Origin of the sequence: Anabaena sp. PCC 7938 (assembly GCF_049315035.1) — a bacterium.
Taxonomy (GTDB): Bacteria; Cyanobacteriota; Cyanobacteriia; order Cyanobacteriales; family Nostocaceae; genus Anabaena; species Anabaena cylindrica.
Genome location: NZ_CP186034.1, coordinates 1,293,168 through 1,305,406, shown reverse-complemented (window position 1 = coordinate 1,305,406; position 12,239 = coordinate 1,293,168). Strand labels below are relative to the sequence as shown.

Genomic DNA, 12,239 nt, shown 5'->3' with positions numbered 1-12,239 from the left:
AATATTAGGAAGCTAATGCAACTTCCACCATTTGCTGTAATTCACCTTTTTGATATATTTCAATCAAAATATCAGAACCGCCAATAAATTGACCATTAATATATACTTGGGGAATTGTGGGCCAGTTGGAATATTCTTTAATACCTTGACGAATATCTTGGTCTGAAAGAACATCAATTGTCTCAAAGGGAACGCCTAATGTATTCAGAATCTGCACCACATTATTGGAAAAACCACATTGAGGCATTAACTTATTTCCCTTCATGAAAACCATAATCTTGTTTTCTTGTAACAAGTTATCAATTCTCTCTTTAACTTCTGGGGTCATGGTTTTTTGTTTCCTTTGTTGTTGCGGTTCTCAAATCAAAAATCAATGGCATTTAGCCGTCAGCTATTAGCTGAATGATTAACTAAAATCAGTCTATTAGTAGTTAAGCTTGGGGAGTAGATGTCTTGAGAGCCAAGGCATGAATCGCTTCGGTTGACATAGCTTGCTGCAATGCACCATAAACTAACTGGTGTTGTTGCACCAGTCCCTTACCTGCAAACTGCGATGAAACTACTGTCACCTGGTAGTGGTCTCCACCACCAGTCAAGTCCTGCACCTCAACCTGGGCATCTGGCAGTCCTGCCTTGATCATTGCCTCAACCTGCTGCGGAGTAATCATCGCCATTCCTGAAAAAACTTACTTCTCTATTATGAACAGATATGGAGCAAATGACTGGGGATTGGGGATTGGGGATTGGGTATAGTATTTATTTTTACTTCTGTCACCTGTCACCCTGCCCCCCTGCCTCATGGAATTATTTTGCGCCTTGTCGGGGGTAAGCTGTATCAACAAAACCCAATTCAAACAACTGTTGATAAGCTTTTTTACCTAGTTCTCGTGTGGGGTTTTGACTTTTAATAATTTGAACTAACAAAGGTACTGCTAATTCTGGCTGATTTAAAGCCCGATGTACCAAGGCCAAACGATAGGTAGCATCATCTCGAAGTTGGGCGCTTTCTAAGGCTTTCTTGCGCTGGGAATCGGATACTCTAATATCTATGCCCGAAAAGCTGGAGTTGAGATCCTGATAAAAATTAGATAGCTGATTAAAAACTTGACGTGCTTCCTGAAGTTTTTTAGCAGCAACGTCATATCTTTGAGCAGAAACAGCATCATCTGACTCTTTGAGAAGTCGCTGGCCTCCTTCTATACTCAATACGCTGTTACTTTGACTGGTAGGACGGAGAGTGTTAGATTCGTTGGCATCAATAGGTTGTGCTTGATTATTGGAGCCGGGTAACTGTATGACCTGAGCTTGAACAGGCGATAGTAGACTCAGGAAGGTGATGAATGATAAAGAAGTGAAGGGAATTAAGAAAGCAGCAGCAAGGTTCATGGGATTAATTTAGTGCAACAAGTCTATAAAAAATTTATGGAAACTTCGGGTATCTTAACTCTGATTGTGTCTCAGATACAGGAAAACTATAGAACAAGTTTCTCTGATTTAGACTGGAAATTGGTTGAAGAGAGTTCCCTGCCCCCTGTATATCCACGAAAATATTCTTTATGAGCGATACCTACGGTAGGCTACCCCAACGCATCAGTTCTTCTGATTCTCAACCCACAGGTGTACCCGCCAGCAGTCTGGGTGTGGTTTTACAACGCGGTGGTGAAGAGTTAATTCTAGAAAAAGTTCTATCTCGCTTCACCATTCGTCCAAATGCGGACTTTCTTCCTGAGCAATTATCTCAGTTTTCTTGGGGTGTTTGGCGGCACACTATTCCTAGAGCAAAACTGGAATTATTTGCTGTTGAACCTGGTCAGCTAGAGGTGGCCATGTCTCAAGCACGGGCTGATGAAAATGTTGCTTTTGCCAGTCATGTTTATAAATTTAAAGATAATCCAGGCACTTACGTTTATCTAAGTGACCAAATTACAATTCAATTTGCTACTTGGGTAGACTTTGCCAAGATTAATACTATAGCTAATACTTTCAGTTTAATTGAATATCAACAAGTATTAGGATTACCTAACGCGTTTGTATTTCTCATTAGCAAACAAGCTACAGAAAATCCGATCAAGATTACTAACCAGTTGCAAGCACTCCCAGAAGTTTTAGCAGCGGAACCGAATATTTTCATCCAGCAAGAACCAAATTATAAACCCGATGATTCTCTCTATTCTCAACAGTGGTATCTCAATCACAATAGTGGTAATCAGTTGGGTGTGGGTTCTCATATTTCTGTAGAACAAGCTTGGGATATTACGCGTGGTGTGCGTTCTGTGGTTGTGGCGGTGGTGGATGATTCTTTTGATTTGAATCACCCAGATTTTCAAGGAATGGGTAAAGTTATTGCTCCTAAAGATTTGAAAGAAAATGACTTTATACCTTTACCGGATGATCAGGAAACTAGTCACGGTACTGCTTGTGCAGGAATAGCTGTGGCTGAAGAAAATGGTACGGGAATTGTGGGGGTTGCGCCTGGTTGTGCATTAATGCCAATTCGCACGACTGGGTTTTTGGATGATGAATCAATTGAGGATATATTTAATTGGGCAATTGATCAGGGTGCGAGTGTAATTTCTTGTAGCTGGGGAGCTTCTGCTGTTTATTTCCCTTTGTCTTTGCGCCAAAAGGCGGCTATCACACGCGCTGCGACTAAGGGACGTAATGGTAAAGGATGTGTAATTTTGTTTGCGGCGGGTAATGCTAACCGCCCAATTAGTGGGACTGTAAATGAGCAGAATTGGCCGAAAAATATACTAGCTGGTAAGACGAATTGGTTGAGTGGTTTTGCTATTCATCCCGATGTAATTGCTGTATCGGCTTCTACGAGTTTGAATAAAAAAGCTGCTTATAGTAATTGGGGCGCTAATATTTCTGTATGTGCGCCTAGTAATAATGCGCCACCGGGGATGTGGTTTCAGGAAACGGGCTTTGTCTATACACAACCGACAATCACTTCTTCTCTTTCGGGGTTGGGAATTTTCACAACTGATCAGTTGGGAAGTGCTGGCTATAACCAAGGTAACTTTACCAATAATTTTGGTGGTACTTCTAGTGCGACTCCGGTAGTGGCTGGGGTTACGGCGTTGATTTTGTCAGCTAATGCTGATTTGACAGCTCAACAAGTCCACCGCATTTTGCAAGAAACTACTGATAAGATTGTTGATCCTGAGGCTGACCCGCAATTGGGTTTGCGTGGGGGTACTTATGACAGTAATGGTCATTGTCTATGGTTTGGTTATGGGAAGGTGAATGCCGCTAAGGCTGTACGGGTAGCACAGCAGTTGCGTACAGTGGTATTAAGTCCGAGTAAAGAAGTCCGGGTGGAGAATAAAAGCCAAGTTTGGATTCCTGATGATGATAAACGAGGAGTTAGGAGTGCGATCGCTGTGTTCGCCGAAGGCATCGCTTTGAATGAAAATGTTACTGTTGCAGATATTCAGGTGAAGGTGAATATCACTCACGATTTTTTAGGGGATTTAGAAGTTTATTTAATTGCACCCAATAATCAGCAAGTTTTGTTACAAAATCGGACTTTGGGTAGACAGACTCTGTTGAATAGGACTTATGCAGTGCGATCGCATCCCGTTCTTAAACAATTACTTTCTCTACCAGCTAAAGGAAGTTGGCAATTGCAAGTTATTGACTATTCACCTCAAGATGTTGGTAAGCTCAATAGTTGGGAATTAGTGATCGGATATGGGGGTTGATGTCGCTAATTTTACAATAGCAATCAGCAGTAAAATCCTATTCTTGTAAGGCTTTTTCACTAAATTCTGTACTTCGTTTACCTACTTACACTGTCAGCTTTCTTCCAGATCCCTCTTAAAAAAGGGGGTTGAAGGGAGCTAATATCGTCAAGCCAAAGGCTGACCTGAAAAACAGAATTCAATATTACAAAACATAAATTTAGTATTGACAGAAAAACAACTTAATATTTTCAAGCAATTATCAATATCTATGGCTTAGGGTTGGTAAAAAATCGCTATATTCTTATTAACAGCATATTGACAATACACTAGTAGGCTGCAATATTACTTAGATATAACCCTTGTAAGAGTAACAAGATTAACTTATGCCAATTGAAAAAGTAGTCGGAACTTCTTTAGAATACTATCTCATTTGCATTGATGAAAAAGGTAAAGAAAGTTCTGAAGATGGGGAGTTGCTGAGTCAGAAACTCTTAGATGTCTTAGGTAAAGAGCCGATTACAGATGTATTTGTGATGAGTCACGGATGGCAGGGTGATGTTCCGGCTGCGAAAAAACAATACCAACACTGGATTGCAGCCATGGCTGCTGCCACAGATGATATTCAAAACCTAAAACAAAAAAGACATGGTTTCCTTCCTTTACTGATTGGGTTGCATTGGCCGAGTAAACCCTGGGGTAACGAAAACCTAGATGCTCCACCGGCTTTTGACACAGAGGATGATTCATTAAATCAGTTAATTGAAGAGTATGCTCATCAAGTTTCAGATACCGAAGCGACAAGAGAAGCATTACGAGTTATTTTTGCTGCTGGCTTTGAATACGATACACCTCCAGAACAGTTGCCGCCTGAAGTTAGGGCTGCCTATCAAGTGTTGATCCACGAAGCATCTTCTAGCAATGTAGGTGAAGAAAATAGCGAATGGGAAGAGAGCGAACCTTTAAATATAGACCCTGACAGCGTATATGAAGCGAGTTTGACCGAAGTCGAAGAAAGTTCGGAAATCAGCTTTGGGATTGGTGATAGCATTGCCAAAGGGTGGGATAAGTTCTTGAACGTACCCAGATTGTTATCTTTCTGGAAGATGAAAGACCTCGCACGTCAAATAGGACAAACGAGCGGGTTTGACTTATTGACCAAAATGCAACAAGTGGCAGATAGTAATGTGCGGTTTCATCTGATGGGGCATAGTTTTGGAACTATCGTTGTTTCTGCGATTATTGCCGGTACGAACGAAAATAACCAGTTAGTGAGGCCTATAGATTCTCTGGCATTAATACAAGGGGCTGTATCACTGTGGTCTTATAGCGCCAAAGTTCCCTTCAGAAATAATTTGCAAGGTTATTTTTATCCAATTGTGCGCGATCGCAAAGTCAAAGGTCCAATTATTACCACCCAATCCAGCGAAGATACAGCCGTCAAAAACGCCTATCCAGCGGCAGGAACTCTGGGAATGGCAGGGGGACAAGATATAGACTTTGACGTAACTACCCCGAAATATCCAGGCGTTGGGGGCATTGGTGTCTATGGCATCCAAGGCGAAGGATTAGATATCACCAACATAGATATGTTGAGCAAAACAGAAGTTTACGATTTTCAACCAGGTAAAATCTACAACCTAGAAAGCAGCAAATATATTACTGTACCTAACCCAGACCTATTTACTGGCGCACATAACGCCATTGATAAATCAGAAGTTGCCCATGCTGTCTGGTCAGCAGCCTTAGTTAGCTGAGTCCAGTCCGGGGATTTGGGATTTTAGATTTTGAATATGGAATTTACCGCAAAGATACATCCGAGGGCTTGTACCATTGAGGATTTATTGGTAAATTCCTTAACCCTAATGATCATGATTGAAGCACAAGAATAAGGAGCAGAAATGAGTCTAGAAGAACTGACTAAAGAAATGTATTTCAATGGCATTGATGGCGCTTCAGGAGATTATTTACTACCGCCACTAACACCAGAACAAATAGCAAAAATTGCTCAAGGTGAAGAGTTCGATCCGACAGAAATCAGCGAACTCAGAAAAAAAGATATGCACGTCAAGGGTCTAGAACCTGACTTTGCACCGATAGAAGGAGTAGACCCCAAAAACCTAGCCGAAACCGGTTGGGGTGTGATCTTTGCCTATAATGCCGATCCTGCGATCATAGATGCACTCAAAGAATTATTAGAACACCGTAAAGAGCAAGCAACAAAAAATCAAGAAAATTACTATCAGGAATACACAGGACCCAGAGGTTATCGTCCCGGCGAGTCCAAAAACCAATTTTTATCCCGTCATGGAGTCGGACCAGGGCCTGCCGACCCAGACAAAATGCCCTATTATTTGTTGATTGTTGGTGATCCGCAAACCATTCCTTATCGCTTTCAGTTCCAAATAGATGTGCAGTATGCGGTAGGTCGAATTTACTTCGACACCGTAGAAGAATATGCCCAATATGCTCGCAGTGTAGTCAAAGCGGAAACAGAAGGTTTTTCTTTACCTCGTAGCGCCAGCTTTTTTGGAGTCCAAACCAATGCTGATCAAGCAACTCAACTCAGTGCTAAACACTTGATTCAGCCTCTGGCAGAATGGATGGCTAAAGACCAAAAAGATTGGAATGTACAAACCGTACTCGCAGAAGAAGCCACTAAAGCCAGACTTGGAAAATTGTTGGGAGGAGAAGAAACACCCGCCCTCCTCTTCACTGGTAGCCACGGTATGGGCTTTCCCAATGGCGATAAACGACAATTAAGACATCAAGGCGCACTCCTGTGTCAAGACTGGCCAGGTCCCCTACAGTGGCGTAGTAAGCCTATCCCAGAAGACTTTTACTTTTCGGCGGATGATGTAGGAGCAGATGCTCGTTTGTTAGGGTTAATAGCCTTTCATTTTGCCTGTTACGGTGCTGGTACACCCCAATTTGATGAATTTGCCCACAGCAAAGATAAAAATCAAAGGGACGCAATTGCTCCCTATGCGTTTATTGCACCTTTACCCCGACGGCTATTGAGTCATCCTAACGGTGGCGCTTTGGCTGTAATTGGTCACGTTGAACGCGCTTGGGGTTGTTCTTTCGTATGGGAGAAAACTGGTAGGCAGTTGGCAGTGTTTGAAAGTACTCTCAAACGCCTATTAGAAGGTCATCCCGTCGGATCTGCGGTTGAATATTTCAATGAACGCTATGCAGAGTTATCTTCTGATTTAAGTGTTCAATTAGAAGATATTAAATACGGTGCAACAGCCGATCCTATAGCTTTATCCACTATGTGGACTGCAAATAACGACGCTCGCAGTTATGCCATTATCGGTGATCCAGCAGTGAAGTTAGTTGTCAGTGATGTTAATGGTGCTTCTGCGCGACCAACTATAGAAAAAGTAAATTTGCCCACAGCCCCAACAACATCAGATACCTCTACATCTGGTGATGCTTCGACCATCAAACAAGCCCAGACAAACTTAAACCAAGTACTAGATGAGTTTGTCCAGACTGTGGAGAAAGCTTCTAATAACCGGACTGAAAAACTTGAGGCGGCAATTTCAGCCGTTATCAATCTATTAGAAACTTTGAAAAAACTGAATTAGTGGATTGGGTAAATTAACCTTCTACTTCTTGCCTCTTCCCACTGACAACTAACAACTGACAAATAAAATGAACATCTTTGAGATTACCATCCAACGCAAATCTGGGGATAACTGGCCGATTGTAGTAGAACACAGCCGACCAGGGGAACTGTTACCATTACGCTCGGAAGGTAGTCTCAAACTAACCTCTGAAAATTTGCAGCAGCTAACGAGTCTGTTAGGACAAACCCAGGACTACGGTACATTGTTGGGAAAAGCTCTATTTAAAGATGAAATACGTGATGCTTTTGTGGGCGCAGTCCGGGAGTCTCAGGAAGCACTGAGAATGTTACTTTTTATTGAAGCATCAGATAAAGAATTAAGAAACTTGCGCTGGGAAAAGCTGTGCGCCCCTATAGATGGTGACTGGCAATTATTAGCACTAAACCAGAGAGTACCATTTTCATTCTACATCCCCGCCATTACTGACCGCCGCTTTCCCCCCATTGGCAGGCGAGACTTGAAGGCGTTGGTGTTAGTAGCCAGTCCCAGTGATTCTAAAAAGTATAAATTAGCCGATTTCGATGTAGTAGCCAACGTCAATAGCGTCAAGACAGCTTTAGGGGAAATACCTTGTGACGTACTTGCAACCGTTGATGGAGCCATTGGTCTACCAACCTTAGATGAACTGTGTTCTCAACTAACTGATCGTACAAAACAATACACATTGCTGCATTTTGTCAGTCACGGTAGAGTTATGGATGATGGTGAAACCTTGCTCTACTGGTCAAAAGCTGATAATACAGTGGAGGTAGTAACAGCGACACGGTTAGTTGAAAGGTTGAAACCGTTACGAGGAGCTAAAGGGCTACCACATTTTACCTTTCTATGTACTTGCGAGAGTGCCAGCCCCGATGCCGAAGGGGCGTTAGGAGGATTAGGACAGCGATTAGTGCGGGATTTAGGGATGCCTGCGGTAATAGCAATGACAGAGAAAGTCACCGTTAAAACTGCCCAAGCTTTCATAGAAAAGTTTTATTTTCAACTCAGAGCATCTGGAGAGGTAGATTCAGCATTACATGAAGCTACAGCCGCTTTAGCAGAACGGGGTGATGTGACTGTACCGGCATTGTTTAGCCGTTTAGGAGGTAGACCCCTATTTAGTGACCAACTGGACAGAAAACTGACAAATGCGGAAATTGCAGATGGTTTAGAACGGTTGCAAAAGTTATTACCAGAAAGAGCGCCAACACGACAAAAAATATTAGAGACAGCAGCCCAGAAGCTAGGAAACAGCTTAGGCGCAGATATTACAGCCTTGAGTAAACAAGCTCTGGAAGAACGAGAACAAGCATTAGCAGAAGTAAATAACCTTTGTGAGCAAGTAATTGACCTGAGTTTCAATGCTTTGGCATTAAGTCAGCAACCACCTACTTATGATTCTCGTTGTCCGTTCTTGGGTTTGTATCCGTTTCGGGAAAAAAACCGCGAATTTTTCTTTGGGCGTGAGCAACTAATTGCTCAATTACAAGAAAAGCTGACTGAGCATAACTTTTTAGCCGTTTTAGGAGCATCTGGCAGTGGTAAATCATCGGTAGTATTGGCAGGTTTGATCCCCTTACTTCAGGAAAAACAGCCTGGTTTAGTCATGGCATACATGACACCAAGTAATCAGCCCACTGAAAAACTGCAAATCACTCTTTCTCAGGTAAAAGATCAATCTTCAATATTGGTGATAGACCAGTTTGAAGAACTATTTACCCTCTGCACTGATGAAAGTGTGAGGGTTGCATTCATTCAGCAGTTGTTAAAGCTGACTCAGCAACAGAAAGTTGTCATGACCATGCGGGCTGACTTTTGGGGCGAATGTGCGCCTTACCGTCAACTCAAAGAACTGATGGAAACTAGGCAGAAGTTAATTGGCCCTATGGATACATCAGAACTGCGGAAAGCAATGGAAATGCAAGCGGCTCAGGTAGGGTTACGATTTGAGGCTGGCTTGAGTAATACCATTCTCGATGATGTCCAAGGTGAACCGGGTGCAATGCCACTGCTACAACACGCAATGCTGGAAATGTGGAAGCGGCGACATGGTAGATGGTTGCGGGCTGAGGAATATGCAGCCATTGGTGGTGTAAATATGGCGATCGCACAAACTGCGGATGATGTTTATCATACTTTGTCGCTTCCCGAACAAGACCAAGTTAAGAATATATTTATCCGTTTAACTCGCTTAGATGAAAATGCTCTCCAGGGAGAGAACCGTCGGGATACACGCAGACGGGTTTGGTTAGATGAACTAGTTCCTGCTGGTGGGGACTTGATACTGATTAAAGAATTGGTGAATCGGTTAGCAGGTGAAGGGGCGCGATTGGTAGTTACCAGTGTAGACGGTTCTAGCAATCGAGAAGAGGTAGAGGTAGCCCATGAAGCATTAATTCGCCACTGGCCAAGATTACTAAATTGGTTAGATGAAAATCGTATCAGTTTACAGCTACGAGAAACTATCCGTCAGGCAGCTTTGGAATGGGAACAGGAGCAAAAGGATGAGAATTATTTGGTGCATCGGGGGGGAAGATTGGAAGATGCCCAGGTGTTATCAAAGCACGCAGGTTTTCTGAATCAACTTGAGGCTGACTATGTAAACGCTTGTGTAGAATTGCGCCAGCGTCAAGAACAAGAAAAAGAAGCACATCGCCGCCGGGAAGTGAGAACTGCTTGGGGAGTAGCTGGTGGCGCAGTGGTGGCTTTGATTGTTAGTGCTGGCTTGGGGTTGTGGGCTTTGAGAGAAAAACAAACAGCGAAAATCTCTCAAGCTGAGGTCAACAGTCAATATTCCTTATCACTGCTAGAGGATAATCAAGATTTAGATGCACTTGTCGAAGTAATTAAGGCAGGAAATATCTTAAAAGCAAACAACCAAACCCAGCCGGTAGTAATGAAAGCGTTGCAGAAGGTAGTTTATGGGGTCAGAGAACGCAACGTTTTTAAACATGAAGGTGCTATCAAGAGCGTAATTTTTAGTCCTGATGGTAAAACCCTGGTGAGTGCTGGTGATGACAAAACCTTTAAACTCTGGGATTTAAAGGGCAATGTCCTGCAAACCTTCAGTGGCCACGAGGATGCGGTAACAAGTGTGGTTTTTAGTCCTCAAGGTAATACTTTGGCTAGTGTTGGTAATGACAAAACCGTCAAACTCTGGGATTTAAAGGGTAATTTACTGCTAACCTTAAGTGAAGATAAACATCAGATAGAAACTGTTGTATTTAGTCCTGATGGTGAAATCCTGGCTACTGTAAGTGATCACAAAATCGTCAAACTCTGGGATTTAAAAGGTAAGTTACTAGAAACCTTGAGTTGGCCTGATGATCCGGTAAAAATGGTCGTTTTCAGTCCCAAAGCTGATACTTTGGCTACTGTGAGTAATCAAAATATAGTTAAATTTTGGGATTTAAAGCGTAACTTACTGCAAACCTTCAAAGACAGTGACGAGCAGGTAACAAATGTCGTCTTTAGTCCTGACGGTCAGACCTTAGCTACTGCTAGTGAAGGCAAAACTGTCAAACTCTGGGATTTAAACGGTAAAAAACTACGAACTTTTAAAGGACATGAAGATCAGGTAACAACTATCGTCTTCAGTCCCGATGGTCAAACTTTGGCTACTGGTAGTGAAGACACAACTATCAAACTTTGGAATGTCAAAACTGCCAAAAAACTGCAAAGTTTTAACAGGCATCAGGCGCTGATTAAAAACGTGATTTTCAGTCCTGATGGTAAAACTCTGGCTTCTGTCAGTGATGATAAAACTGTTAAACTCTGGGATTTACAGGGTAATGAACTGCAAACTTTGAAAGATCAGGAGTTTGGTTTTAGTAGTGTTGTCTTCAGCCCCGATGGGCATTATCTCGCTACTGGTAGTTATGACAAAACTGTCAAACTCTGGGATTTAAAGGGTAAACAACTACAAACCTTGAAAGGACATCAGCAAGGGGTAAGAAGTGCGGTCTTTAGTCCTGATGGTCAATCTCTAGCTACTGCTAGTGATGACAAAACTATTAAACTCTGGGATGTCAATAATGGTAAGTTACGGCAAACTCTCAAGGGACATCAGAATAAGGTAACAAGTGTCGTTTTCAGCCCTGACGGGCAGCGTTTGGCTAGTGCTAGTGATGACAAAACAGTTAAACTCTGGGATTTAAAAAACGGCAAGGAACCGCAAATTTTCAAAGGGCATAAGAATAGGGTAACAAGTGTCGTCTTCAGCCCCAATGGTAAAACCCTAGCCACTGCTAGTAATGACAAAACCGTCATACTCTGGGATTTAAAAAACGGCAAGGAACCGCAAATTTTCAAAGGGCATACGAATAAGGTAACAAGTGTCGTTTTCAGTCCCAATGGTGAAACCCTAGCCACTGCTAGTAATGACAAAACCGCCATACTCTGGGATTTAAAAAACGGCAAGGAACCGCAAATTTTCAAAGGGCATACGAATAAGGTAACAAGTGTCGTTTTCAGTCCCAATGGTGAAACCCTAGCTTCTGCAAGTGATGACAAAACCGTCATACTCTGGGATTTAAAAAACGGCAAGGAACCGCAAATTTTCAAAGGGCATAAGAAACAGGTTATAAGTGTTGTCTTTAGCCCCGATGGCCAGCACCTAGCTAGTGCTAGTTATGATCAAACTGTTAAAATCTGGGATTTAAATGGCAATGAGATCCAAACCTTGAGTGGGCATCGGGAAAGCCTAACAAGTGTCATCTTCAGCCCGAATGGCAAAATCATCGCTTCTGCTAGTTATGACAACACTGTGATTCTGTGGAAATTAGACGAGTTAACTCTTGATTCACTGCTCACAAGTGCTTGCGGTTGGACGCGGGATTATTTCAACAATAGCGTGGTTGTAGACAACTCTGATAAGCATCTGTGCGATCGCATTGTTAATTCCCGTTAATTAACTACTTTAATAAACGACAAAATCAAT

7 protein-coding genes are annotated in these 12,239 nt (G+C 42.4%); 4 read left to right on the top strand and 3 right to left on the bottom strand.

Translation table 11 applies throughout. From position 1 onward, the window contains the following. Nucleotides 1-4: 4 nt before the first annotated feature. From grxD to ACOWPH_RS06160, 3 genes are all read right to left on the bottom strand, one after another. Nucleotides 5-328 carry a Grx4 family monothiol glutaredoxin gene (grxD, locus tag ACOWPH_RS06170; protein ID WP_015214548.1) on the bottom strand — a complete coding sequence of 108 codons (324 nt, stop codon included), beginning with the start codon at nt 326-328 and terminating at the stop codon, nt 5-7. A 103-nt stretch (nt 329-431) separates the two neighbouring features. Next, nucleotides 432-668 carry a BolA family protein gene (locus tag ACOWPH_RS06165; RefSeq protein ID WP_015214547.1) on the bottom strand — a complete coding sequence of 79 codons (237 nt, stop codon included), beginning with the start codon at nt 666-668 and terminating at the stop codon, nt 432-434. A 136-nt stretch (nt 669-804) separates the two neighbouring features. Further along, a complete protein-coding gene (locus ACOWPH_RS06160; protein WP_015214546.1) occupies nt 805-1,386 on the bottom strand; it encodes a hypothetical protein in 582 nt (193 codons plus the stop codon). A gap of 170 nt (nt 1,387-1,556) precedes the next feature. On the opposite strand from ACOWPH_RS06160, the gene ACOWPH_RS06155 reads away from it, so the two are divergent. The 4 genes from ACOWPH_RS06155 to ACOWPH_RS06140 all read left to right on the top strand — a co-directional run bounded on the left by ACOWPH_RS06155 (nt 1,557) and on the right by ACOWPH_RS06140 (nt 12,209). Continuing rightward, nucleotides 1,557-3,707, top strand: a complete 2,151-nt coding sequence (locus ACOWPH_RS06155; protein ID WP_015214545.1) for a S8 family serine peptidase — start codon at nt 1,557-1,559, stop codon at nt 3,705-3,707. Nucleotides 3,708-4,072: 365 nt separating this feature from the next. Then, nucleotides 4,073-5,443, top strand: coding sequence for a hypothetical protein (locus ACOWPH_RS06150; protein ID WP_015214544.1), 1,371 nt, complete (start codon nt 4,073-4,075; stop codon nt 5,441-5,443). 144 nt (nt 5,444-5,587) lie between these two features. Further along, entirely contained in the window at nt 5,588-7,279 is a 1,692-nt protein-coding gene (locus tag ACOWPH_RS06145; RefSeq protein ID WP_015214543.1) for a C25 family cysteine peptidase, read from the top strand. A gap of 67 nt (nt 7,280-7,346) precedes the next feature. After that, nucleotides 7,347-12,209, top strand: a complete 4,863-nt coding sequence (locus ACOWPH_RS06140) for a CHAT domain-containing protein (protein ID WP_242043154.1) — start codon at nt 7,347-7,349, stop codon at nt 12,207-12,209. Nucleotides 12,210-12,239: the final 30 nt, after the last annotated feature.